Genomic DNA, 23,218 nt, shown 5'->3' with positions numbered 1-23,218 from the left:
ATCGTGACAGACGCTGCGGGAGATGCGTCCATGCGCGGCACCATCGAGGTGGAGAAGGCAGTCATCACCTGCGCTTTGTCCGCGCATCCGCGAGGCTACCCTTTCTCACGACCGAGCGGCCGCTTGTCGGAAGACGGGCGGCTGGTTTCTCCCGTGCCGTGCAAGCGGCGGGACATCCTGGCTGACGCGTCGCGAGCCCGCACGCGGCCTGTGCGGCCGCCGGCTCGCTCAACCCATCCCTGACCAGCGAGAGGAGGGCGCATCCATGCCCGAAGGTTTCGTGGACCCGACGTTTCCGGACCTGTCCGGCGTGGACGAGGCGGTCGTCGCCGAGCTGATGCGCGGCGCCGTGGACCTGCACTGCCACAGCGGCCCCTCCGTCATGCCGCGGCAGCTCGACCACCGTCAGGCGATGGAGGACGCCTCCGCCGCCGGGATGCGCGCCGTGCTGTTCAAGGACCACTACTACGACACCAGCCCCTTCGCGGAGACCTTCCGCGCGCGCTATCCGGATTCCGTCGCACAGCCGCTCGGCGCGATCTGCCTGAACAACTCGGCCGGCGGGTTCAACCCGTTCGCGCTCGAGCCTGCGCTGAAGCAGGGTGCGCGGATCGTGTGGATGCCCACCGTGTCGGCCGCGAACCACATCCGGGAGGGCGCGCGGAAGAACCTGCTGCCCACCAAGGGCAAGATGCTGAAGCAGGTCGCGCTGACGCCGCTGGACCCGCGCGGTGACGTCATCGATCCGGTGAAGCAGATCCTGGATATGATCGCCGAGTACGACGTGATCATGTCCGCGGGTCACCTGCACATCAGCGAGGTCTGGACCCTCTTCGACGAGGCCAAGCGCCGCGGCGTGAAGCGCCTGCTGGTGAACCACCCGACCTACACGATCGGCGCCACCATGGCCGACATCACGGAGCTCGCCGGGATGGGCGTCTATCTCGAGCACTCCATCTGCATGTTCATCCCGAACCGCATGCAGTGCCGGACCTCGGAGCATCTCATGGAGTGCATCAAGGCCGCGTCGGTGGACAAGACTTTCTTCGGCTCCGACCTCGGTCAGATCAACGCGCCGACGCCGGTGGAGGGCTTCCGCCAGATCGTGCGTGTCCTCGTCGCCCTCGGCTACTCGAAGGAGGACATCCGCAAGATGGTCAGCACCAATGCCATCACCCTGTCCGGCCTGAACGAGAACGCCGCCCCCGGCGCGAAGGCGGCCTGACCCGATGAGCGAGGCGCTCCCTGGCGGCCGCGGCCCCTATGGCCTGAGTGGCAAGGTGGCGGTGGTCACGGGGGGCAGCAGCGGCATCGGCGCCGCCACCGTGCGCCGCATGGCGGAGGCGGGTGCGACGGTCATCGTCGGCTATAATGCCGGTGCCGACCGGGCCGCCGCACTGGTCGGGGAGCTGCCGGGCCAGGGCCACCTCGCGCTGCGCATGCCGATGGAGGACAGCGCGGCGATCCGCGACGCCGCAGCGGCCGTGCAGGAACGGTTCGGCCGGGCGGACATCCTGGTGAACTCCGCCGCCACCACACGAGCGGTGCCGCATGGCGATCTGGAGTCGCTGGATGACGCGACCTTCGACCGCATCCTGATCACCAATGTTCGCGGTCCCTTCTCCACCATCCGCGCCTTCGCGCCGCTTCTCCGCACGGGCGGGGATGCCGTGATCGTCAACATCTCCTCGCTCTCGGCGCAGAATGGCCTTGGCAGCAGCATCGCCTACTGCGCCTCCAAGGCGGGGCTGGACACCATGGCCATGTCGCTGGCGCGCGTGCTGGGACCGGAAATCCGGATCATCGGCGTCTCCCCGGCCGGCGTGAACACCGACTTCGTGCCGGGCCGCAGCAAGGACGCTGTGGTGCGGCAGGCCGCGTCGGCCCCGCTGCGCCGGATCACCGAGGCCGACGATGTCGCGCTCGCCGTCCTGGCGGCGGTCACGCATCTCCGGCTGACGACCGGGACCACGATCCTGGTGGATTCCGGCAAGCACCTCTGACGGCGTTGCGCGGCGCGCCCCGCCCGTCAGCGGCGCGCGCGTGGTCCTGCACGGCGAGCGGGATCGGCCGGGATCGGCGCCGGGGCGAGCTTCCCCGTGATGCGACGGCTGGCCGCCTGCAACGCCTCCCGCTGCGCCTCCGTCGGGGCCGCGCCGACGGAGCCCATGGACCCCAGGATGGCCAGGGTCGCCACCAGCTCCCCACCCGGCGACAGCACGGGAACGGCGATGGCGTTGATCCCGAACTCCACCTCCCCCGGCGCCGAGGCCCAGCCCTGCCGCCGGACCTCCTGCACCTCGCGGTCCAGCGGCCCGATCTCGGTGATCGTGCGCTCGGTGAAGCGCGGCAGCTCCCCCGCGATCAACCGCTCCCGCAGGGCCGCCGGCCCGAAGGCCAGCGCCACCTTCCCCTGCGCCGAGGCGTTGAGCGACAGCTCGCTCCCCGGCCGCACGCCGATCTCGACGGGACGGTTGGACGGCATGGTGGAGAGCACGACGACGCTCCGCGCCGTCGCCGCCGACAGCACCACCGTCTGGTCCAGCTCGTCGCGAAGCCAGCGCATCGGCTCCTCGGACAGCGACAGCAGGTCGTGCCGCGCCGATCCCATGCGGCTCAGCAGATAGAGCCGCGGTCCCCAGCCATAGCGGGAACTCGCCGGGTCCTGCACGATGTAGCCGCGCTCCACCAGTGTCGCGAGATGGCGGAACACCGCACCCTTCGTCAGTCCCATCCGGCTCGCGATCTCGGTCACGCCCATCTCCGCCTCAGAGGCCGCGAGCATCTCGATGATGCCCAGCGCCACCTGGACGGAGCGGACGCCGGTGTCGGCGCGATCCTCCTCGGGCATCAGGTGCCCAGCGCGTCGGCGGGAACGTAGTTCCGCCAGTTGCCTGGGCGGCGGTCCACCTGCATGAAGGTCTTGTGCTGGTCGCCGGCCACGCCGATCAGGTCGCGCGCCGCCAGCCCCTTGCGGTCGAGATATTCGGAGAACTCCGCGACCGCCCGCTGCAGCAGCTCGAAGCCGTACACCATGACGGGCGAGGCGATCTCCACCGCGGAGGCGCCCGCGAGCATCATCCGCGCCACGTCCAGCCCGGTCTGCGCCCCGTTGATCCCGATCAGCGGCTTGTCCGGCCCGATCGCCTTGCGCGTCATCGCCAGCCATTGGCAGGTGATCGGCAGGTTCCAGAACCCGCCGATGCCCAGGCTGGTGCCGAAGACCGGTGCCAGCGTCTCCACATCCGGCACGAAGCCGAGCAGCCGCCCGGCCATGATCACCGCATCCGCCCCGTTGTCGAAGGCCGAGCCGGCCAGTTGCGGCACGCGCTCGCTCTGCCCCGTGGTTTTCACCCAGACGGGGATGGAGACGGCCGCGCGCATTGCCGCCACGAAGCCGCCCAGGCGGTCCGGGGAGAGCTCCGTCGCCACGTTCCCCTTCTTCGTCTGGCTGCCATAGGGGACGCCGACGTTGAACTCCAGCACGCGCAGCCCGGCCTGCTCGACCTGCCGCGCCATCTCCACCGCCGGCCCGATCTCGCCGAGGATGAGGCTCGGGATCAGCAGGCAGTCATGGTCCCGCGCCTCCCTGTCCATGCGGACGGCCTGGTCCAGCCAGGGCTCGAAGGGCAGGGGTGACATGCCGGAACGGCAGGCGAGCGTCGCGGCCCGCGGCGCCTGGGGGTTCCAGGGGATCGGCCGCCAGTGCTCGTCGAAGAGCGTGTATTCTGACCGTTCCAGCTGGTCCTTCGCCGCGTCCACCTCGTTGGCGGATTTGATGGCCACGGCGCCGACCCCGCTGCGAATGGCGTTGCGGATGCCCGCCGCCTCGATCAGGTGCTCGGCCGGGCCGGCGATGATCGGGTTCTTCAGCGTCGTCTGGCCGATCCGCGTGGTGGTGTCCGTCGCCATGTCCCGGCTTCCATCCCTGTCCCGCGTGCCACAAGCCGGCCACGCTCAACGCTCGCTACGATGAACGGCGTTTCCGAAAATGCGAAGCTGGCCGGAGCTGTGTCAAGTGTCGTGTGATACGGAATGGGTGCGCTACGCAGGGCTGATCGCCCTTGATACGGCCAGGAAGACCGGATATGGTCGATGAAACGGCGTTCGCGTGGCGGAAACAGAACCGCCGCTGGAGAGGAGACGGCATGTCGAGCACCCCGGGCGCCGACCGCGAGTCCATGGTTACCCGCCTGATGCAGGGCGCGGTGGACCTGCATACTCATCCCGGCCCTTCGCTCATGCCGCGCGCCGTGGACCACATCCAGGTCGTCCAGCAGGCCGCCGACGCTGGGATGAAGGCGGTCCTTCTGAAGGACCACTACTACCCCACCATGCCGATCGCGACGCTGATCAACACCCACCACGCGGCGGGCTGCCAGGCGATCGGCGCCATCGTCCTGAACAATCCCGTCGGCGGCCTGAACCCCAGCGCGGTGGACTACGCGCTGAAGCAAGGCGCGCGCGTGGTGTGGATGGCGACCGCCCATGCCCGCAACCACATCGAGCACGACAAGAAGGATGCGACGTTCAAGAACAAGTTCCCTGTGAACAGCCGCAAGACCGTCGAGGCGATCCCCCTCACGCTCACGGACGATGCCGGCACCGTGCGGGACGAGGTGAAGCAGATCCTCGACCTGATCGCACAATCCGATGCGGCGGTGTCCGGCGGCCATCACCACGAGAGCGAGCTCTTCCCCTTCTACGAGGAGGCGAGGCGCCGCGGCGTGAAGCGGCTCTTCCTGAATCACCCGACCTACGTCAACGAGGTCTCCTTCCAGGGCATCGGCCAGCTCGCGCGAATGGGCGTGCTGATGGAGCACTCCATCTGCATGTTCATTCCCTCCACCTTCACCCAGTTCGACGCGGAGCACCTGCGCCAAGTGATCGACGCCGCCGGAGTGGAGAACACCTTCTTCGGCTCCGACCTCGGCCAGACCGGTAATCCCACGCCGGTCGAGGGCTTTCGGCAGATCATCGCGATGCTGCTGGACCTCGGCCATGGGGAGGCCGCGGTCCGCCAGATGGTCTCGGCCAACGCCGCCCGGCTCCTCAGCCTCGGCACCGCCTGACAGAACAGAAACGAACAAGGGGAAACGTCATGCAGCTCTCGCGTCGCACCCTCCTGGCGGGGGCGGGCAGCGCCCTGGCCATGCCCGCGCTCGCCCAGCGCGGCGGCACCTTCCCGAACCGCCCGATCCGCATGGTCGTCGGCTTCGCGGCCGGCGGCGTCGGTGACCTCACGGCTCGCATCGTCGCCCCGAAGATGTCGGAGATCCTGGGCCAGCCCATCGTGATCGACAACCGCCCTGGCGCCGGCGGCATTGTCTCCGCCGAGCAGGTGACGCGCGCCGCGCCGGACGGGCACACGCTCCTTCTGATCACCACGACGAACACCCTTGCCAGTTCGCTCTACCGCGCGCTGCCCTACAACGTGATGACGGACTTCACCCCGGTCGGCCGGATGACGAGCTTCGACCACGTCTTCGTCACCGCGGCCAACTCGCCCTTCCGCACCCTGCAGGACGTCTTCGCCGCGGCACGCGCGGAACCGGGCAAGATCAATCTCGGCTCCATCTCCGTCGGCAACGCGCAGCACCTGGGGGCGGAGCTCCTCCGGAGCATGTCCGGGCTGGACATGACGGTCGTGCCGTATCGCGCCACGCCCGACCTCATCAACGCGACCGCGACGGGTGACGTGCATTTGGCCAGCGAGATCCTCGCGCCGCTCCTGTCCCAGGTGCAAGGCGGGCGGCTCCGGATCCTCGCCTTCTGCTCCGCCGAGCGCTTCCCGAGCTTCCCCGACGTGCCGACCGTCCGCGAATCCGGCCTGCCGGAATACGTCGTCGCCTCCTGGAACGGCATCGCCGCCCCGGCGAACACACCCGCCCCGATCGTGGAGCGGATCAACGACGCGATGGTCCGCGCCGTGGCGCTGCCCGACGTTCGCCAGCGACTGCTGGAACTCGGCGTCGCCCCGGCGACCACCACGCCCGCCGAGTTCGGTACCTACCTCCGCGAGGAGAACACCCGATGGAGCGCCGTTATCGAGGGCGCGAACATCCCGAAGCAGTAGGGAAGAGGTCCGGCCCGCCGTCACGGCGGGCCGGCGCCGTCAGCGCATCGGCGGTGCGTAGTGCAGCCCGCCGCGGGTCCAGAGATTGTTGATCCCCCGCGGCACCCCCAGCGGGGTGATGTTGCGCTCCCAGCTCTCGCCGAAATTCCCGACCTGCCGGACGATCTGCGCGGCCCAGTCGTTGTTCACGCCCATCTGCCGCCCCAAGTCGCCGGTGCGCCCAAGGAAGCGTTGCACGTCGGGATTCGCGCTGCTCTCGAAGGTCGCGATGTTCACACTGGTGATCCCCAGCTCCTCCGCCGTCAGCATGGCGAAGAGCGACCAGCGCACGATGTCGAAGAATTTCCAGTCGCCTTTCCGCACCATCGGCCCCAGCGGCTCCTTCGAGATGATCTCGGGCAGCAGCACGAATTGCGCGGCGTTCGCGCCCTGCGTGGAGCGGAAGGAGGCGAGGGTGGAGGCGTCCGTCGAGTAGACGTCGCATCGCCCGGACACGAAGGCTTGGCGCAGCTCTTCCGTGTTGTCGATCAGCACGGGCGTGAAGCGCATGTTGTTGGACCGGAAATAGTCGGCCGCGTTCAGCTCCGTCGTGGTGCCCGGAGGCATGCAGATGGTTGCCCCATCCAGCCCCCGCGCGGAGGTCACGCCGGACGAGGCCCGGACCATGAAGCCCTGCCCGTCGTAGAAATTGACGCCGGCGAAGGCGAGGCCGAGCGTCGCCTCCCGTCCGAGGGTCCAGGTGGTCGTGCGGGCGAGGATGTCGACCTCGCCGCTCTGCAGCAGCGTGAAGCGCTGCTGCGGCGTTGCCGGCACGTAGCGGACCTTGCTGGCATCCCCCAGGACCGCCGCCGCCACGGCGCGGCACATGTCCACGTCCAGCCCGGCATAGGCGCCGCGCGCGTCCGGCAGCGCGAAGCCGGCGCTGGCGGGCGCCACCGCGCAGACCAGCGATCCGCGCGCCCGTATGGCCGCGACCGTGTCCGCCGCCGGCTGCGCCGCGGCCGGAACGGCCCAGGCAAGGGCGGCGCCGAGCGCCGCCCCGATGAAACCTCGCATGATCGTTTCCCCCTTCCGCGCGGTCTTCTGTGCCGGCGCGGGTTCGTCTGGCGTGCCGCCTTCGGGCGGCGCTTCACGGTGCCAGACCTCGCCCGGCGCCGTCCATGCGCCACCGGGTGTAAACGGGGTTAGAAGCCGAAGAGCGCGACGGGGTTGTCCACCAGGATCTTCCGCCGCGTCGCCTCGTCCGGGGCCCAGTCCGCCAGCAGGTTGAACAGCGCGACCGACCCGACGGCATGAGCGAAGGACAGGTGCGGATAGTCGCTGCCCCAGAGGATCCGGTCCGGCGCCGCCGCGATCACCGCCTTCGCCATCGGCGCCGCATCCGCGAAGTCCGGCGCCGTCGCCATGCGGTAGGTGCCCGTGAATTTCGCGTAACCCTGGACCGTGCCGCCCTTCAGCACGTCCAGCAGCTTGCGGAAGCCCGGCTGCTCCGGCCCGTCCTTGGCCAGGAACATGCCCATATGCGCGATAGAGAAGGGCACCTTCAACGAGGTCAGTGTCGGGATCAGCTCCTCCGTGAGCCAGCCCGGCGTCAGGAAGTCCAGGTGCCAGCCGATCTCGGCGCAGCGCGCCTCCAGCGTGCGGATGCGGCCCATCACCGCGTCCTTCGTGCCGGCCTCCCGCGGCTTCACCGGGGAGAAGTTGACCCGCACCCCCCGCACGCCGAGCTTGTCCATCTCCGCGAGCAGCGCGTCCGGCGCGTCCTCGTCCACGTCCACGATGCCGCGGCAGCGGGCGGTCCCCATCTCCCGCATCGCGTCCAGCATGCAGGAATTGTCCCGGCCATAGGCGCTGGGCTGCACGAAGACGAAGCGCTCGATCCCCAGTACGCCCGCGAGGTCCAGGTAGTCGGACAGCGGCGCGTGGGGCGGCTTGTAGCGCAGCGGCTCCGGGGAGGCGTAGGGATAGCGCTCCTCCTCCCCGAAGACGTGGAAATGGGCATCGCAGGACAAGGGCGGCGCCCGGAAGGCGGGCTCCGCGTCACGATGATGGGACAAGGGAAGACTCCTATTCCGCCCGCACGCCCACGCGCTGGATCAGCGTGCGCCAGGTCTCGATCTCGCGCGCCACATGCGCCCGCATCTCCTCCGGCGTGGAGGAAACGGCCTCGGCCGACTGCGCGGCGTAGGCGTCCCGCAGCCGCGGCCGGCGCGCCGCCTCCGCGATGGCCTGGCTGAGCCGCGTCACGATCTCCGGCGGCGTCGCCGCCGGCGCCGCGACGCCGAACCAGTAGCTCATGTCGTAGCCGGGGAATCCCGCCTCGATGAAGGTGGGGATGTCCGGCAGCTGCTCGCTCCGGTGCGGCCCGCTGACAGCCAGCCCGGTCAGCGTTCCCTGCCGCACATGCGGAACGCCGCTGGCGATGGAGGAGATGACGACGTCCACGCGCTCCGCGATCACCTCCGCCTGCGCGGCGGCCACGCCGCGGAAGGGAATATGCTGCATCCGGATGCCGGCGACCGACATCAGCTGTTCCGTCGCGAGATGCGCGGAGGAGCCCTGGCCGCCCGATCCGAAGGTGACCTCCCCCGGCTTCGCCTTCGCGAGGTTCACCAGCTCCGCCACCGTCTTCACCCCGAGCCCCGGCCGCGCGAGGAGGATGGAGGGCGAGTCCGCGATCCGGCTGACCTGCGCCAGGTCCCTCAGCGGGTCATAGGGCAGGTTCGGATAGAGCCCGACCGACATGGCCAGAGAGTTGTCCGTCAGCAGCAGCGTGTACCCGTCCGGCGGGGACCGGACCACGGCGGTCGCGCCGATGGTTCCGCCCGCGCCGCCGCGGTTCTCCACCACCACTTGCTGCCCGAGGATGTCGGTCAGCTCCACGCCCAGCAGCCGCGCGCCCGTGTCGGTGAAGGAGCCGGGCGCGAAGGGGACGATGATCCGGAGCGGCCGGTTCGGCCAACCCGTCTGCGCCAGCGCAGGCCGCGCCGCGGCAAGGAGCGCGGCGAGAAGAAGAGGACGGCGCTTCATCGCGGGGTCTCCGATGGGGAAGGGGACGGGGCCTCGCGGCCGAGGGCCGCGCGCCAGCGGCGCAGCAGGCGTTCCCGCGCCGCGGGGTCGATCAGCCGCTCGAAGCCCTCGTCCAGGCGTGGGCCGCGCCCGTCGGCCGCACGGCGCGCGCTGCGGATCGGGAAGAGCCCGGCCGCACCGAGCGCGGTCTGCCCCTCGGGCGACATCATCGTCGCCAGGAACAGCCGCGCCGCCTCCGGGTTCGCCGCGCCGCGCGGGATGAAGGCGATGCGCGACACGCCGAAGGGCGGCGCGGCCGAGGGCGCGATGCCCAGCACGCCGGGAAGCGCCGCGGAGGCCCTTCGCGCATAGGAGCCGAGCAGGTGCAGCGACAGCACCGCGCCGCCCGTCTCCAGCGATTCGACCAACGCCGGCGCCGAACCGACCGTGCGCGGACGGCAAGCGGCCAGCGCCTCCAGGAAGCGGTCGAAGCCCGGCTCCTGCTGCTGCGCCCAGAGGAAGGCGAGGAAGCCGAGCCCGTTCCGCTCGATGTCGAGGCAGGCCACCCGGCCGCGGAAGGATGCCAGGTCGCCTCCGAGCAGCTCCGCCACCTCGCCCGGCGTGCCGGCCTGGACCAGGCCGGGCATGGCATCGCGGCGGACGAGGGTGAAGAGCGGCTCCAGCGTGGTCGAGAGGGCGAGGTCGCGGTAGCGGGCGGAGGCCGCCAGCCAGTCCGCCTCCACCCCGTGCGGCTGGGCGTGGCCCGTCAGCACGAGTTCCATCTGGAGGTCCATCGCGGAACTCCAGATCAGGTCGCAGGTCGCCCCGCCCGCCGCGACCTCCGCGAGGTAGCGCCGGTGCAACTCGGTGCTGATGCCGAAGACGAAGTCCAGCTCGATCCCGGGATGGGCCTGCCGGAACAGATCGATCAGCCCCTCGCAATAGGGCCGTTCCGCGGCCGAGAGAACGGTCAGGCGACCTTGCACGCTCATGCCGCCTCCGACATGAGGCAGCGCCCGGCGCCGTTCGGCGCTATGGTCGTGCCGTGATCCACCGCGTCTCCCCGTGGTGACAACCCTACCGAGAGCATGAAAAACTGTCCAGCATGATGGGACATTCTCCGAAGCCGCCGCGCGCCGCGCGCGAGGCGAGCAGCCTAGAGCGCATGCTGTCCCTCCTCGATGTCTTCACCGTGGAATCGCCCGTCTGGTCCACTGAGGAGCTGATCCGCCAGTCCGGCACGTCTCGCTCCACCTGCTATCGCTACATCAAGTCGCTGCAGGCCTCCGGCCTGCTGACGCCCGTCGCCAACGGCTCCTACATGCTCGGCCCGCGGATCATCGAGATGGACCGCACCATGCGGCTCTGCGATCCCGTCACCGTCGCCGGCGTGCCGCCGATGCGCCGACTGGCGCAGGAGACGGGTCACAGCGGCCTTCTCTGCGTGCTGTTCAGCGGCGCCGTGATGTGCGTGGGGGACGCACCCGCGCCCGGCGCGCCGGCCCTGTTCAGCCGGGGCCAGCGGCGCTCGCTCTTTTCCGGCGCGGCGTCGAAGGTGATCCTCGCGCATCTTCCGGCGCATCAGCTGCGCGCCCTCTTCGCGCGCCAGGGGGCGGCGATCGCGGCCGCCGGCCTCGGCGGCGACTGGGACAGCTTCCGCCGCACCCTCCGGGAGATCCGGGACGCGCGCCACTGCATCACCACCTCGGAGTTCCTGCCCGACATCGTCGGCATCGCGGCCCCGCTCTTCAACGCGGAGGGCGGCGTGCTCGGCAGCCTCGGCCTCGCCGCGGAGGCACGCCACATGGGACCGAAGCTGCGCCCCGCCCTGGCCGGCAAGGTGATGGCCGCGGCGGCGGAGGTCTCCGACCGCATCGCGCGCCAGCAGCCCGGCACCGCGCTGCCCGCGCGCGCCGTGGGATAGGGGATCAGCGCGGCACCGGCGCGGTGACGACGAGGAAGACGAGGCGGTCCAGCCCCGTGTTGTGCAGGGCATGGGACAGCCCGGGCCGGATGTAGATGAGGCTGTTCGCGCGCACGACGTGCCGCACTCCGTCCAACTCCAGCAGCCCTTCGCCTTCGAGGAAGTGGTAGATCTGCTCCTTCGCCTCGTGCAGATGCGTCTGGACATGGGCCTTCGGCGCGTAGCTGGAAATGCGGTAATCCAGAACGCGCGATCCATCCGCCCCGGCGCTGACCAACACCTTCGACAGCGCGCCCCCGAAATGCCCCGGCGACTCCTCCCACAGGAACTCGGCGAGTTCCCGCGGGCGCGGCGCGGCGCTCAATCCGCCACCTCGAAGCGCACCTGCCGCGCCAGCTCGGCCCAACGGTTCAGCTCGCGGTCCAGGTGGATGCGCAAGTCCTCCGGACTGCCCGCCACCGTCTCGACGCCGATGTCGCGCAGGCGCGCGTCGATCTCCGGCCGTCGCACCGCCCGCAGCACCGCCGCGTTCAGCGCCCCGATCAGCTCCGGTGGCGTTCCCGCCGGCGCGAAGAGGCCGAGCCACTCATACATCTCGAAGCCCGGGACCAGCGCCTCGGCGACGGTCGGAACTTCGGGGACCGCGGTGCTGCGATGCGTGCCCGTCACCGCCAGGGCCCGCAGCTGGCCCGATGTGATGAAGGGATAGGCGGTGGGCAGCACCGCCAGCACGTAGGAGAGCTGGCCGCTGACAAGGTCCGTCATCACCTGCCCGCCGCCGCGATACGGCACATGAACGGCCTGGATGCCCGCCGCCGCGTTGAACAGCTCCGCCGAGAGGTGATTGCCGCTGCCATTTCCCGCCGAGCCGAAGTTCAGCCGCCCCGGCTGGGCCTTCGCCCGTGCCACGAACTCCGCCAGCGTCGCCGGCCCGTTCGGCGGCACCACCAGCACCGTGGGCACCACGCCCATGAGGCTGATCGGCGCGAAATCCGTGCGCGCGTCATAGGGGATCGTGCGGAACAGCACGGGATTGGCCGCGAGCGCCGTCGTGGCGAGAACGATCGTGTAGCCGTCCGGCGCCGAGCGCGCCGCCGCATTGAAGCCGATCATCCCCGCGCCGCCGGCCCGGTTCTCGACGAAGCAGGTGGCGCCGAGCTCCTCGCCCAGCCGGGGCGCCACGATCCGCGCCGCGATGTCGGTGATGCCGCCGGGGCCATAGGGCACGACGACCCGGATCGGACGTTCGGGGAAGGCGGCCCGCGCTGGCAGTGCCGCCGCGGCCGCCCCCGCCACCCCCAGCATCAGGGATCTCCGGCGCATCGCATCCTCCCGCTCTTCTGTCACTGGACGTACGTCAACTTATCCCGCATGACGGGATAAAGCCTAGAGGCAAGCGAGGGATCGTCATGGTGGACGAGCTGCGGATCTACACGCTGCGCGCCGGCGGCATGGCCCGCTACCTCGAACTCGCAGAGAAGGTGGCGGTGCCCATCCGCGGCGACCGCCACGGCACCCTTCTGGGCTTCTGGGCCGGCGAGGTCGGCGCCGCCAACAGCGTGTTCAACCTCTGGCGGCACGAGAGCGTCGCATCCCGCCAGGCGGTGCGCGCCACGCTGCAGGACATCCCGGCCTGGCGGGAACAGTACCTGGCCGGCGTGCGCCCGCTGATGCAGCGCCAGATCGTGCGGCTGATGGACGTGGTCCTGCCGCTGACCCCGCCGCCGGATGTGGCGAACCTGTACGAGTGCCGCATCATCCGCGCCGTGGTCGGCCGCACGGCGGAGCTTGCGGACGCCGTCGCCACGACCTCTGCCGGGGACGGGAGCACCACCGTCGGCGTCTGGAGCACCTTCGCCGGCCCGATCAACGAGGTGGTGCAGATCGTCGCCTATCCCGACGCCCGCGCCCGCTTCGCCCGATCCTGGCACGGCGGCGATTCACCACTCGCGCGCTGGTCCGCGCTGGTCGAGGAGGTCGAGACGAGCCTCATGCTTGCGGCGCCGCACTCGCCGCTCCGGTAGGCGCGCGACCGACGCGACCCGGTGCGGAATTGCGCGGAGGGAACTTTGCCTGTCTTTCCCGGCCCCGCAGCCCAGGACCGGCCTATGACCCCCGAGCAGATCACCCTCGTCCAGGAGAGCTTCCGGAACGTCTTCCCGATCCGGGACGTCGCGGCGAAACTTTTCTACGACCGCCTCTTCGAGACGGATCCGAGCACGCGTCCGCTCTTCACCTCGACCGACCTGACAGAGCAGGGGCGCAAGCTCATGGCGACGATCGGCTTCGTCGTCACGGGCCTGACGCGCCCGGAGACCATCCTCCCCGCCGCCCAGTCGCTGGCCCGCCGCCATGTTGGCTACGGCGTCACCGAGGCGCAGTACGGCACGGTCGGCGCCGCCCTCCTCTGGACGTTGGGCCAGGGCCTGGGCGAGGCCTTCACGCCGGAGGTCGAATCCGCCTGGGCCGCCGCCTACACGCTTCTGTCGAACGTGATGATCGAGGCGGCCCGGACACCCGGCGCCGCCTGATCCTTCAGGCCGGAACCGGCGTCGTCACGCGCTGCGCGTCCCAAGCCGTCGCCTTGATCGAGGACCAGGCCGGCTTGCCGAAATGCGCGGCCAGCCCGTCCAGGATCGCGTGCGTCGGCAGCTGGGAGCATCCGATGAACAGCGCGTCGCAATCCCGGCCCATGGTCTTCAGCGCGAGCTCGCGCACCTGATCCGCCGTGATGCGGCCCAGCGTGTCCGTATCGGGCGCGCGGAAGCTGTCCAGGCGGCGCACGCGGATGCCGCCATCGGCCAGGAAGTCCTCCAGCTGCCGGTTCACCGGGTCCAGATACGGCGTGACCACCGCGATCTCCCGCGCCCCGTCCGACTGCAGCGCCCGCACCATGCCGCGCGCCGTGGTCACGACCGGGACGCCGAGCATCCCCGACAGCGCCGCCGAGAGCTCCGCGTCGCCCTGCGGCCCGGAGATGAAGCCCGCCGCCGTGCAGCCATAGGCGAGCACGTCGAGCCCATCCTCCCGGAACCCCTCCGCCAACCGCAGCGCGTTGTCGCGATAGGCCGGCATCGTCTCCCGGGTCAGCATGCCGGCGCCGCGGGGGATCTTGATCGTGCGGCAGGTGGAGCCCGCCGGCAGCCAGGCGAGAAGCTCGCCCTCCATCGTCGTGTTGTTGGCCGGCACCATCAGCCCGACCTTCAGCGGCTTGCTCATCGCGCGTCTCCTATCACAGCTGCCGGCGCGGCAGGCCGGGACGATGGGGCAAGGCGCCGAGCGGCGGCGCGATGCCGTCCGGCAAGGGCGGGTTCGCCGTGTTCAACACCGTTGCCAACAGTCCATAATAGCCACAGAGCGCCAGCAGATCGAGCACGCCCGTACGCCCGAAGCGCGCCACCGCCGCGTCGTAGCGCGCGGCGGAGGGCTCGCCCTGCTCCAGCGCCTCGCGGCAGAAGGCGTGCACCGTCGCCTCGTCCTCGGACATGGCGGATGGCACCTCGCCCTTCGCCACGGCATCGATGATCGCGGGATCCAGCCCGGCCTTCCGGGCCAGCCGCTCATGCGCGACCCATTCGTACTGGCAGCCCCAGTGGCGCGCCGTCACGATGATCGCCAGCTCCACGAGCGGATCCGGCATCCCCGTGCCGTAGCGCAGATGCTCGCCCAGCGCCTGCAGCCGGTCCGCCAGCACGGGATGGTGCATCAGCGCCAGGAACGGCCCCCGCACGCCGCCGCGTGGGCCGGAGGCGATGGTCTGCGCGAGCGCGCGCTGCGCCTCGTTCATGTCCTCCGCCGCGATGGGCGGGAAGCGTTGCTCGCTCACGACGCGGCAGCCAGTTCGCGCGCCTTCACGGCGCGGCGCGTGACAGAGTGCTCCGCCTTCCGGATGCCCGTCGGCAGGGCGCGCCAGGTCATCGCGCGGAGCTCCCCGAACTCGTGCGGCAGCCGTACCCAGCTCTCCCCGCCGTCGGTGCTGCGGAACACCTGCCCGAGATTCGTGTAGGTGAAGAGCAGCATCGGATCGGCCGCGTCGGTTGCCACTGCCCAGACCGAGGAGTTCAGCTCTCCCGGCAGGCCGACATCCTCCCATGTCCTCCCGTGGTCGCGGCTGCGCAGCAGCTTCCCGTCATTGCCCGGCGGCCCATTGCCGTTCGCCAGGAAGACGATCGACGGATCATCGGCCCGCACCGTCACGCCGCGCGTGTAGGGCCAGGGCGAGGGCAGTTCCTGCAGCACCCAGCTCTCGCCGCCATCCTCGCTGCGGTGCAGCCCGCGATTCGTGGTCGCGAGCAGCGCGCGCTGTCCACCCCCGGTTGCGATCACGCAGACGCCGTGCAGATCGGCAGAGACAAGGCCGGCGTCCTTCCTCTCCCAGGTCAGGCCGCGATCGGTGCTGCGATAGATGCTGCCGATCTCCACGGTCGCCCAGACCGTGTCGGCCACCACCGGATCGAACAGGATCTGCGTGACCCGGGTCGGTCCCATGTTGACTTCGGAAAACTGGCTCAGCCCCGGCGCGTCGAGCTTCGTCCAGGTGGCGCCCGCATCGGTCGAGCGCCAGAAGGAGGCAGGCCGCGTGCCGGCGAGGATCACGTCCGGATCGGCCGGGTCCACGGCCAACGCCCAGACATCCTCCATCGGAGAGGGCAGGGGGGTCCAGCGCGCGGAAACCTCGTCCCAGCGGAACAACCCCATGTCGGTGCCGGCGAAGAGGCGCTCCGGCGCCCGGGGGTGCGAGGCGAAGTTCCAGACCCGTGCCTCCAGATACATGCCGGAATGGCTGTTCGGATGCAGCCAGGTCTCGCCCAGGTCCTCGCTGAACCAGGCCGAATGCCCGGCCGTCCCGGCATAGACCTGCACCTGCCGGCCGCTGGGCACCCCATCCATCGCCGTCTCCGCCCTGTTCGTGCTTGACCGTCCGGCGCAAGCAATCCCACCATGTGAGGATTATTGTCAAGGCGCGCGACGCGTCAGGCACATCCGGGAGAGAAACGATGCTGAACCGCCGCGCCTGCCTGGGCCTGCTCGCCGCACCGACGCTCGTGCGGGCGGCGCTCGCACAGCCCGCTTTCCCGAACCGTCCCGTGCGCATCGTCATCGGCTTCCCGCCGGGCGGCGGCATCGACATCGTCGCCCGCCTCATGGCGCCGAAGCTGGCCGAGCGCTTCGGCCAGCCCTTCGTGGTGGAGAACCGCCCCGGCGCGAACGGCCTGATCGCGACCCAGGCCGTGGCGCAGTCCGAGCCGGACGGCCACAGCATGCTCTTCGGCACCACCGGCAATTTCGCCGTGAACCCGGTCCTCTACGCGAACCCCGGCTTCGACATCGAGCGCGACTTGGCGCCGCTGACGCAGGTCGCGTCGCTTCCCTTCCTTCTCATGATCAACCCGTCCGTCCCCGCGCAGAGCTTCCCTGAGCTGATCGCGCTCGCGAAGGCGCGGCCGGGCGCGCTGAACTTCTGCTCGTCGGGCAATGGCGGCCTGCCGCATCTGTCCGGGGAGCTGATGAACATGCTTGCCGGCACACGTATCAGCCACGTCCCCTATCGCGGCAGCGCGCCGGCGCTGAACGACCTGATCGCCGGGCAGGTGCAGATTCTGTTCGACGTGCTCGCCATCGGTCAGCCGCACATCGAGAGTGGCCGGGTCCGTGCCCTCGCCACCACCGGTCCGACCCGCATGGAACTCTTTGGCGGACTTCCCCCCACGGCCGAGACGGTGCCGGGCTTCGAGGTGGTGAACGCCTACGGGATGCTCGTTCGCGCCGGCACCCCGGCAGCGATTGTCCAACGCCTCCAGGCCGAGATCGCCGGCGTGATGACCCTGCCCGACATCCGGGAGCGCTTCGCCGCACTCGGCGTGGAGGCCGTCGGCAGCACGCCGGAAGCCTTCGGCGCCTTCATTCGGTCGGAGACGATGAAGTGGGGCCGTGTCATCCGCAGTGCAGGCGTTCGGCCGGAGTAGCCGTCGACGGCGGATCGCCGCCGGCCGTTCATCCTCGGTTTACGAATACGGGCCTACAGCGCCCGGCGCGGTGACCCCTACCGGCCGGACAATCTCGCGCGAAAGGTTGCACCGAGATGGGCGCGCAGGTTGATGCCGCCCACGACCGGCCCGTCCTCCACGCGCCCCAGCACCTTCTCCAGCTCCTCCCGGAGCTGCCGCAGCCGCTCGGCCCGCTGCTCCAGGGGGGCTTCGGTCAGGATTTGGTCGATGGCTTGGTCCACGGCACGGTCCAGTCGTTGCCAAAGCGGCCCGGACGCTCTCCGGACCGGAACGACACGCCTGCTCGGTGCCATGAACCCCGATTCAACTCCCTCGCCCGTCGGGTTCGCCTGAACAGCCCGGCGCCGCAACGGGCAGATCGCCGCTATACCCGTCTGCGCTGTGGCCTGCCAGCGTCAACACGGCGGAGTCTCGCACCGGGCATGGCTTCGTTTATTGCCGAAAGGGATGCATCCGGCGATAAGGACGCCATGTCTAGCATGGTGCGGTTCCCATGGTGGGGCACTCGGGAAGGGGTCGACGTCCGGCCTGTCCCCGGGCAGCGTGCCCTGCGGAACCACCCAACGAATGATGTTGGAGGTAACGATGGCCCCGGCTCCGCCGGTTAGAGACCCCGGCGACCACACCCTGCGGATCGTCGAAGATCTGGCTCTCCACGCAAGCCAGCAGCATCTCGAAGTGGCGGAGGCGCTGCTTATGGAGCTGCTCGCCGTCCTGCATGGTTGGCCCATTCAGGGGGCCGGCAGCTCACGCGGCGCGGAAAGCCGCGACCGCGACGACACGGGATTCTGGTCGCCGGGCGGCTGATCGCGAGGAAGCGGCGAGCGCGACCGGCGCTCTTCGCGGGCAGGACGTCTCGCCGGACGTCATTTCCGATCGACAGGTTCGGACACCGGAGCAGGACGTGACTGCCCGGCTTTCGCGGCTGAGCAAGTCACGCGCGTCCATTCGCGCACACGGGGCAGCTTTCCGAGACGATCCGACGTAATTCAGACATAGCCGGGCATTCGTTCGGCGATGATGTCTCGCCGTGCTTCGGGAATTGCCAAGGGAATTTGCCGCGCAGCCCGAATTACCGTCTGTTTCACGACTTTCTCACGCCCCTTTGACGCTGGCGTGGTCCGCTCCCCCTATCGCGGATGACCGGAAAAGCCCGGTCTCCGATGAGAAGGAAAGGCGACAACATGACCAAGCTTCCCGTCCCCGTCCGCACCACCCCGGCTTCCGTGGCTGACGCCGGTCGCGTCCACCTGGGCGGCTTCCAGAAGTCCTACTGAGCGTGCCCGTGGCTGGACGGACGCCAGCGAGGCGTCCGTGCCAGCCCGAGGCCGACGGGCTATTCCGCCCGCCGGATCCAGCGGGACAGGTCCCGGGATCATGAGATCATCCTTGCCCAGCGACCTAGCTCCCGACGACACCCGCAGCACGACGGCGTCAGGTCCGGGCCAGCAGCCCGCCGCCAGCCAGCCCCTGGTGCGGTTTCACAATCTGTTTCCCGGTGCCCCACCGCCGGAGCGCGCGGATCGCGCCGCCAAGGGCATTCTTCCCACCCGCGCCTTCCGCCACTGCGAGGCACTGTGCACTGCGTCGAGCCTCGGCTGGTACCTCTACCCTCCGATGGATTTCAAGCTCGTCTGGGACGGCGGCACCGACGTGCAGTGGACCTATGACGGCGCCGAGGGCTGGTATCAGCTCACCGCCGCGCAGTTCCCGAATTTCGCGGACCAATTCAACGCATCCGCACCGGACGAGGCGAAGGGCTTCTCGCCCGCTTTTCTCGCGAATTTCCCGGAACCCGGGATCGTGCAGATCTGGACCGGCATCGTGGCGCGCACCGCGCCTGGCTGGAACCTTCTTGTCCGCCCGCCCGCGAACATGCCGCGATCCCACGGCTACGACCTCTACGAGGGCATCGTGGAGACGGATCGCTGGTTCGGTCCGCTCTTCTCCAACGTGCGGCTCACGCAGATCGGCGTGCCCGTGATCTTCCAGGCGAAGTGGCCGCTGCTTCAGGTGCAGCCCGTCCACCGCTCCACCCTGGCCAACACCCTGCTCGAGAATTTCGAGATCGCCGACGGTGTCGAGGACCTCGCGCCCGAGGATTGGGCGGATTTCCGCTCCACGGTGGTCCGGCCGAACGTGGACCCGGAACGCCGTCGCGGGGCCTATGCCGTGCGGGTGCGCCAGCGCCGCAAGCGCGAGGGGGACGATGCGCCCCCCGCCCCGGAGGGCTGACGCGGTGACCGGCCCCGCCGAAGCCCTGCCGGTCGCCAGAAGGCGCCGGGCGGTCCTGCGGGGCCTCACCGCGGCGACGGTCACGGTCCTGATCGTGGCGGCCTGGCCGGTCATGATGCGCCTCGGCATCACCCGTCAGGCGCTCAGCCCCCTGCAGCTCACGACGCTGCGCTACGCGATCTCCGGCCTCCTCTTCCTCCCCCTCCTGCCGATCCTCTGCCGCGGCCTGGATGCGCGCGCCTGGAGAGAGGGACTCGTCCTGTCCATCCTGCAGGGCGCCCCCCTCGCGATGCTGATCGGAGAGGGGCTGCGCTACGCGCCGGCCGCCCATGCCTCGGCCCTGACCCTCGGGCTGCTTCCCGTCTTCACCCTTCTCCTGCAGGCCGCGCTGGGCGAGCGCCCGAGCAGGCGCGCGATCGGCGGCGCGGCGATCGTGGCGCTCGGCGGTGCGGCGCTGGCCACGGCCCACATCGTCGGGGGTGGGAAGGCGGTGGCGGGCCATGCCCTCTTCATCCTCGCCGCCCTGATGGGCGCGGGGTACTTCGTGCGGCTCCGGCGATCCGGCCTCACCTCCTGGCAGGGAGCGGCCTTCGTCGCCGTCTTCTCCGGCTTCGGGGCCACCCTGGCACTGCTCTGGACCGGCGGGCTGGACGGCATCGTGGCGCTCTGCTCGGCGGGACTCGCGACCCAGGCACTGTTCCAGGGCGTGTTGGTCGGCGCCGTCGCGCTCGTCACCGTGAACCGCGTTGTCGCCCTTCTCGGCGCGGCCGCCGCGACCCTCAGCCTCGCGCTCGTGCCCGTCGTGGCGGCCGTGCTCGGGCTGCTGGTCCTCGGCGAGGTCCCGCTGCTGGCGGAGCTGGCCGCGATGGGCGCGATGGTGGTGGGCGCCGCCCTGTCCCTCGCGCCGCATGGCGGTGCCGTGCGGCGGGCCATCCCCTGGCGGCGCGCCCTGTGCCGACTGGGACTTCGATTCGGACTGTCTCCCTCGCCCGCGCCTCCGGCGCCGGGAGGGAAGGCGGCCATGACGGCGGGAGCCGGAGCGCAATGACCCAGCATGACGGACCGATGATCCTGAACGGACCAGAGGGGCCCAGCCGCCTCGCCCAGGCCGTGCTTCATCTGGCGGAGGAGGCGCAGAACTCCGGGCTGCTGGTCGCGGCCTCCGTGCTCTCCGCCGTCCGCGACGCGCTGCTGGAGGCGCGATCGCCGGACAAGCCGGCCGCGTGAGGCGGTGCGTCGCCGGGGCGGTCCCGGCGATGGAGGCGAACACTCCGCGAGGCGATCGGGATGCGGACACGACGAATGGGAACAGCGGCGCGAACCGCCGAGGCCGGTTGGACAGCGCGGCGCCTGGCCGGCGCTCAGGCACGGGCGCGGGTCGCTGAGCGCAGGGCTTCCACTGCCCCGCCGGCGCTGCCATCCGCGCCGCGGGCGTCCGCGGAGGCTCTCGCGTATCTCGCCGCGGAGACGCTGGAGCTCGGCTGCCTGTATGGCCGGCGCGGTTCGGCGCATGTCCGGCTCCCCATCCATCTCCGCCAGCAGGACGGCCCCTGCGAGTGGCACGCCCATCGCGTCGGTGGCCGCCTCTCCCGCGTGACCTACACCTGCGAGCGGCTGGAGGACTGGACGGCGCTGGCCGAGAGGGAACCGGAGACCATTCCCGGTCTCTACCGCGGCCTGCTCAATCGGACGGATATCGGATCCGAGGACCTCTTCTGGACGGAGGACGTCTTTACCCGCGCGCCGTCGGGTGACTACGCGCTCGCCTTTCCCCGCGGGGCGTACAATCCCCTGAATGTCTGGAACACTCTGCGGGGGGCGGTGCATGCGATCCGCCGCGCGGTCCGGAACGGCCCCGGCGCGGTGTCGCCCAACCCCTGCCTTCGCCTGCCCGTGCTTCCCGTCGTCGCGTCCGACGGCCGGGACGTGACGGCGGAGGTGCTGCGGGTCACGCGCCGGGCGCCGGCGGATGGCCGGGTGCTGCGGATCGAGGCGGCTCCGCCGCCGGAAGCCCCCTATGCCCTGGATGACCTCATCCTGCCGGGCGGCGAGCGCTTCACCCCGGGGGGCCTCGCGGCCCATCTGGTGGACTCCGGGCCCGCTCGCGGTCGGCAGAAGGAGTCCGCCTGGATCGAGCGGACCAGGGATGGCCTGCCCGCTTTCGACTTCCCACCCCGGACGCGCACCCTGCCCGGAGGTCTCGTCGCGGCCGCCATGCTCCAGCTTGCCGGCTTTCCCGATCCGCGGGCGGCCGCCGGCTGGCGCCACGGCCACGCGTGATCGCGCGGCGTCAGGTCAGCGGCTGTCCCACATAGTTCTCGGCGAGGAGCCGCGCGGCCGTGGGCGATTGCAGGATCATGTCCAGCTCCGCCCGCTGCCGGCGCGCGTCGAACGGGCCGACCTCGTCGAAGCGGTGCATCATCGCGGTGAACCACCAGGAGAAGTGCTGCGCCCGCCAGACCCGGCGGACCGCCGTGGCCGAATAGGCCTCTACCCCGGCGGCGTCGTTACGCTGGATCAGGTCTGCCACTGCCCGCGCCAGCACGACCACGTCCGCCACCGCCAGATTCAGCCCCTTGGCGCCGGTCGGCGGCACCGTGTGGGCCGCGTCGCCGGCGATGAAGAGCCGTCCGTGCTGCATCGGCTCGCAGACGAAGGACCGCATGGGGATGATCCCCTTCTGGAAGATCGCCCCCTCTCGCAGCGCGAAGCCGTCGCCCTTCACCCGGGCCTGCAGCTCGGACCAGATGCGGTCGTCGGACCAGTTGTCCACGCGGTCGTTCGGGTCGCACTGGAAGTACATGCGCTGCACCGTCGGGGAACGGGTGCTGATGAGCGCGAAGCCGCGCTCGCTCCGCGCGTAGATCAGCTCCTCGGCCGAGGGCGGCGCCTCGGCGAGAATCCCGAACCAACCGAAGGGATAGATGCGGAGGTACTCCCGCCGGACCGACTCCGGGATGGCCTGGCGGCAGATCCCGTGCGACCCGTCGCAACCGGCCACGAGGTCGCAGTCCAGGACCTGCGATCGCCCCTCCGCGTCCGTGAAGCGGATTTTCGGAGCCGCTTCCACGTCGTGCAGGCTCACGTCACTCGCCCCGAAGACGATCCGCGCCCCGTCCGCCAGCCGCGCCGCGATCAGGTCCTTCAGCACCTCGTGCTGCGGGTAGACGGTGACGTGCCGCCCCCCGGTCAATCCATGCAGGTCGATCCGGTGCCCCACGCCATCCACGCGCAACTCGAAGCCGTGGTGGGGGAAGCCCTCGCGCTGCAGCCGCTCCCCGACGCCGGTAGCGACCATCAGGTCCACCGTGCCCTGCTCCAGCACGCCGGCACGGATGGTGGCCTCGATCGCGTCCCGCGTGCGGGTCTCGACAATCACGGAGTCGATCCCCTGCCGGTGCAGCAGATGGGACAGCATCAGCCCGGCGGGCCCCGCTCCGACGATCCCGACGGGGGTTCTCATGCGCCGCTGCTCCTCGGTCCATCCCGCTCGCGATGCGGGCGCCGAGGCTCGGATATCGGCCCCCGGCCTTCAAGGGGCCGGGCAGGCGCTCAGTGGCGCAGGCGGTTCATCATCTCGCTGACGGCGAGGGCGACCTCCTTCACGACGATGATCTGGACCTCGCGCTCCTCATCCTCGTCGCCCGACACTCCCAGGCGCTCCCCGAGGGTGCTCAGCTCGTCCTGCGCCGTGTGCAGATACGCCATCGGGTCGGCCGCGTCCCGCAGGCCGGCTTCCAGCGCCCTCCGAATGGCGGCGGCGACCAGCGTGCGCCAATCGTCACCCCGCATGCCGGGAGGCGCCCTCCGAAATCCTGCCTCTTGGGATCTGACATCCGCGGCCCGGCATCTCGTTCCTCATCGGGGGCGTGCCCCGCACGCCCGTTCGCGCCATGTCCTAATCGTTCGCTCCGTCGGTCCGCCAGGGCCTGAAACGACCGTACCCCGAAACTGTTTACCAAATCG

At 70.5% G+C, this 23,218-nt stretch carries 27 protein-coding genes; 13 read left to right on the top strand and 14 right to left on the bottom strand.

All coding sequences use genetic code 11. From position 1 onward, the window contains the following. The first annotated feature begins 265 nt into the window (after positions 1-265). On the top strand, positions 266-1,225 hold the full coding sequence (locus ACP6CK_RS08695; protein WP_426958488.1) for a DUF6282 family protein: 960 nt from the start codon (positions 266-268) through the stop codon (positions 1,223-1,225). 4 nt (positions 1,226-1,229) lie between these two features. Further along, complete coding sequence (locus tag ACP6CK_RS08690; RefSeq protein WP_426958487.1) at positions 1,230-2,003, top strand: SDR family NAD(P)-dependent oxidoreductase; 774 nt, start codon at positions 1,230-1,232, stop codon at positions 2,001-2,003. Positions 2,004-2,029: 26 nt separating this feature from the next. Here ACP6CK_RS08690 and ACP6CK_RS08685 read toward each other — a convergent pair whose 3' ends face one another. Continuing rightward, positions 2,030-2,851 (bottom strand): IclR family transcriptional regulator, encoded by an 822-nt coding sequence (locus ACP6CK_RS08685; RefSeq protein ID WP_426958486.1) that lies wholly within the window; start codon positions 2,849-2,851, stop codon positions 2,030-2,032. Continuing rightward, positions 2,851-3,912 (bottom strand): dihydroorotate dehydrogenase, encoded by a 1,062-nt coding sequence (locus ACP6CK_RS08680; RefSeq protein ID WP_426958485.1) that lies wholly within the window; start codon positions 3,910-3,912, stop codon positions 2,851-2,853. Before ACP6CK_RS08680 ends, ACP6CK_RS08685 begins: the two co-directional genes overlap by 1 nt. A gap of 236 nt (positions 3,913-4,148) precedes the next feature. On the opposite strand from ACP6CK_RS08680, the gene ACP6CK_RS08675 reads away from it, so the two are divergent. Both ACP6CK_RS08675 and ACP6CK_RS08670 read left to right on the top strand, forming a co-directional pair. Then, complete coding sequence (locus ACP6CK_RS08675; RefSeq protein ID WP_426958484.1) at positions 4,149-5,072, top strand: DUF6282 family protein; 924 nt, start codon at positions 4,149-4,151, stop codon at positions 5,070-5,072. Positions 5,073-5,101: 29 nt separating this feature from the next. Then, entirely contained in the window at positions 5,102-6,076 is a 975-nt protein-coding gene (locus ACP6CK_RS08670) for a Bug family tripartite tricarboxylate transporter substrate binding protein (RefSeq protein ID WP_426958483.1), read from the top strand. Between the two features lie 39 nt (positions 6,077-6,115). Here the strand turns inward: ACP6CK_RS08670 and ACP6CK_RS08665 are convergent, their stop codons facing one another. From ACP6CK_RS08665 to ACP6CK_RS08650, 4 genes are all read right to left on the bottom strand, one after another. Further along, positions 6,116-7,132 carry an amino acid ABC transporter substrate-binding protein gene (locus tag ACP6CK_RS08665; protein WP_426958482.1) on the bottom strand — a complete coding sequence of 339 codons (1,017 nt, stop codon included), beginning with the start codon at positions 7,130-7,132 and terminating at the stop codon, positions 6,116-6,118. 128 nt (positions 7,133-7,260) lie between these two features. Further along, positions 7,261-8,133, bottom strand: a complete 873-nt coding sequence (locus ACP6CK_RS08660) for an amidohydrolase family protein (protein ID WP_426958481.1) — start codon at positions 8,131-8,133, stop codon at positions 7,261-7,263. 10 nt (positions 8,134-8,143) lie between these two features. Further along, complete coding sequence (locus tag ACP6CK_RS08655; protein ID WP_426958480.1) at positions 8,144-9,106, bottom strand: tripartite tricarboxylate transporter substrate binding protein; 963 nt, start codon at positions 9,104-9,106, stop codon at positions 8,144-8,146. After that, entirely contained in the window at positions 9,103-10,077 is a 975-nt protein-coding gene (locus tag ACP6CK_RS08650) for an ABC transporter substrate-binding protein (protein WP_426958479.1), read from the bottom strand. Before ACP6CK_RS08650 ends, ACP6CK_RS08655 begins: the two co-directional genes overlap by 4 nt. Before the next feature lie 113 nt (positions 10,078-10,190). Here ACP6CK_RS08650 and ACP6CK_RS08645 point away from each other — a divergent pair, with 113 nt between their 5' ends. Continuing rightward, positions 10,191-11,009 (top strand): IclR family transcriptional regulator, encoded by an 819-nt coding sequence (locus tag ACP6CK_RS08645; RefSeq protein ID WP_426958478.1) that lies wholly within the window; start codon positions 10,191-10,193, stop codon positions 11,007-11,009. A gap of 4 nt (positions 11,010-11,013) precedes the next feature. On the opposite strand, the gene ACP6CK_RS08640 is transcribed toward ACP6CK_RS08645, so the two are convergent. Then, positions 11,014-11,373, bottom strand: a complete 360-nt coding sequence (locus tag ACP6CK_RS08640; RefSeq protein ID WP_426958477.1) for a cupin domain-containing protein — start codon at positions 11,371-11,373, stop codon at positions 11,014-11,016. After that, a complete protein-coding gene (locus ACP6CK_RS08635; protein WP_426958476.1) occupies positions 11,370-12,332 on the bottom strand; it encodes a tripartite tricarboxylate transporter substrate binding protein in 963 nt (320 codons plus the stop codon). Before ACP6CK_RS08635 ends, ACP6CK_RS08640 begins: the two co-directional genes overlap by 4 nt. 86 nt (positions 12,333-12,418) lie before the next feature. On the opposite strand from ACP6CK_RS08635, the gene ACP6CK_RS08630 reads away from it, so the two are divergent. Both ACP6CK_RS08630 and ACP6CK_RS08625 read left to right on the top strand, forming a co-directional pair. After that, complete coding sequence (locus ACP6CK_RS08630) at positions 12,419-13,033, top strand: NIPSNAP family protein (protein WP_426958475.1); 615 nt, start codon at positions 12,419-12,421, stop codon at positions 13,031-13,033. An 84-nt stretch (positions 13,034-13,117) separates the two neighbouring features. Next, positions 13,118-13,540, top strand: coding sequence for a globin family protein (locus ACP6CK_RS08625; RefSeq protein ID WP_426958474.1), 423 nt, complete (start codon positions 13,118-13,120; stop codon positions 13,538-13,540). A gap of 4 nt (positions 13,541-13,544) precedes the next feature. On the opposite strand, the gene ACP6CK_RS08620 is transcribed toward ACP6CK_RS08625, so the two are convergent. From ACP6CK_RS08620 to ACP6CK_RS08610, 3 genes are read right to left on the bottom strand one after another with little or no spacing between them, the layout of a single operon-like run. Then, positions 13,545-14,228, bottom strand: coding sequence for a maleate cis-trans isomerase family protein (locus ACP6CK_RS08620; protein ID WP_426958473.1), 684 nt, complete (start codon positions 14,226-14,228; stop codon positions 13,545-13,547). 13 nt (positions 14,229-14,241) lie between these two features. Beyond that, entirely contained in the window at positions 14,242-14,835 is a 594-nt protein-coding gene (locus tag ACP6CK_RS08615; protein WP_426958472.1) for a carboxymuconolactone decarboxylase family protein, read from the bottom strand. Beyond that, positions 14,832-15,899 carry a WD40/YVTN/BNR-like repeat-containing protein gene (locus ACP6CK_RS08610; RefSeq protein ID WP_426958471.1) on the bottom strand — a complete coding sequence of 356 codons (1,068 nt, stop codon included), beginning with the start codon at positions 15,897-15,899 and terminating at the stop codon, positions 14,832-14,834. Before ACP6CK_RS08610 ends, ACP6CK_RS08615 begins: the two co-directional genes overlap by 4 nt. A gap of 107 nt (positions 15,900-16,006) precedes the next feature. Here ACP6CK_RS08610 and ACP6CK_RS08605 point away from each other — a divergent pair, with 107 nt between their 5' ends. Then, positions 16,007-16,975: a Bug family tripartite tricarboxylate transporter substrate binding protein gene (locus tag ACP6CK_RS08605; protein WP_426958470.1), complete on the top strand. Its 969-nt coding sequence runs from the start codon at positions 16,007-16,009 to the stop codon at positions 16,973-16,975. A 77-nt stretch (positions 16,976-17,052) separates the two neighbouring features. Here the strand turns inward: ACP6CK_RS08605 and ACP6CK_RS08600 are convergent, their stop codons facing one another. After that, positions 17,053-17,238, bottom strand: coding sequence for a hypothetical protein (locus ACP6CK_RS08600; RefSeq protein ID WP_426958469.1), 186 nt, complete (start codon positions 17,236-17,238; stop codon positions 17,053-17,055). A gap of 364 nt (positions 17,239-17,602) precedes the next feature. Here ACP6CK_RS08600 and ACP6CK_RS08595 point away from each other — a divergent pair, with 364 nt between their 5' ends. The 5 genes from ACP6CK_RS08595 to ACP6CK_RS08575 all read left to right on the top strand — a co-directional run bounded on the left by ACP6CK_RS08595 (position 17,603) and on the right by ACP6CK_RS08575 (position 21,532). Then, complete coding sequence (locus ACP6CK_RS08595; RefSeq protein ID WP_426958468.1) at positions 17,603-17,824, top strand: hypothetical protein; 222 nt, start codon at positions 17,603-17,605, stop codon at positions 17,822-17,824. 582 nt (positions 17,825-18,406) lie between these two features. Next, positions 18,407-19,252 (top strand): DUF6065 family protein, encoded by an 846-nt coding sequence (locus ACP6CK_RS08590; RefSeq protein WP_426958467.1) that lies wholly within the window; start codon positions 18,407-18,409, stop codon positions 19,250-19,252. 4 nt (positions 19,253-19,256) lie between these two features. Next, entirely contained in the window at positions 19,257-20,300 is a 1,044-nt protein-coding gene (locus ACP6CK_RS08585; RefSeq protein ID WP_426958466.1) for an EamA family transporter, read from the top strand. Continuing rightward, entirely contained in the window at positions 20,297-20,479 is a 183-nt protein-coding gene (locus ACP6CK_RS08580) for a hypothetical protein (protein ID WP_426958465.1), read from the top strand. The genes ACP6CK_RS08585 and ACP6CK_RS08580 overlap by 4 nt, the downstream gene beginning before the upstream one ends. Positions 20,480-20,539: 60 nt before the next feature. Continuing rightward, positions 20,540-21,532, top strand: coding sequence for a hypothetical protein (locus ACP6CK_RS08575; RefSeq protein WP_426958464.1), 993 nt, complete (start codon positions 20,540-20,542; stop codon positions 21,530-21,532). Between the two features lie 10 nt (positions 21,533-21,542). On the opposite strand, the gene ACP6CK_RS08570 is transcribed toward ACP6CK_RS08575, so the two are convergent. Both ACP6CK_RS08570 and ACP6CK_RS08565 read right to left on the bottom strand, forming a co-directional pair. Then, complete coding sequence (locus ACP6CK_RS08570; RefSeq protein WP_426958463.1) at positions 21,543-22,715, bottom strand: 4-hydroxybenzoate 3-monooxygenase; 1,173 nt, start codon at positions 22,713-22,715, stop codon at positions 21,543-21,545. A gap of 89 nt (positions 22,716-22,804) precedes the next feature. Further along, complete coding sequence (locus ACP6CK_RS08565; RefSeq protein ID WP_426958462.1) at positions 22,805-23,044, bottom strand: hypothetical protein; 240 nt, start codon at positions 23,042-23,044, stop codon at positions 22,805-22,807. Positions 23,045-23,218 lie beyond the last annotated feature (174 nt).

Source organism: Muricoccus radiodurans, assembly GCF_050154705.1.
Lineage (GTDB): Bacteria > Pseudomonadota > Alphaproteobacteria > Acetobacterales > Acetobacteraceae > Roseomonas > Roseomonas radiodurans.
The sequence above is the reverse complement of the archived record's forward strand: the minus strand, read 5'-3'. Positions and strand labels throughout refer to the sequence as shown.